The 381-nt window shown below is 43.3% G+C and carries 1 protein-coding gene; it reads left to right on the top strand.

Annotation, left to right across the window (positions count from 1 at the left end; all coding sequences use genetic code 11):
• Nucleotides 1–381, top strand: a 381-nt coding sequence (locus A3762_RS27215; RefSeq protein WP_231878739.1) for a porin family protein, incomplete at both ends; no start/stop codon positions are given.

Genomic DNA, 381 nt, shown 5'->3' with positions numbered 1-381 from the left:
CCGCGACTACCTTGCTATCGGTACACATTTTAATCAATTCAAGTCTATTTTATTGGTACTTGAACCGGTTCCAGGCAGTGATGATTCTGCTAGCTCTATATTTGAGTTCCCACTTACAGCACAAACATACGGTGCATCTCTTACCTATGGAACCCACATCACTGACAACTTCTTTACTGAATTACGATACGGCCAAGGCGTCATCTCCGACACTTTAAGTGCCGGCGCCTTAGAAGTGAATATAAACGAATGGTTTAACTGGTACATTGGCGGAGCATATGCGGTTACTGACTACGCGACAGCATATGCTAAATATGGCCTGACTTTTTATAACGCGGATATCACACGTTACGAGACAGAACGGTTTCAATTAGGAGAAGT

The sequence above is a fragment of the Oleiphilus sp. HI0125 genome (assembly GCF_001635355.1).
The sequence above is the reverse complement of the archived record's forward strand: the minus strand, read 5'-3'. Positions and strand labels throughout refer to the sequence as shown.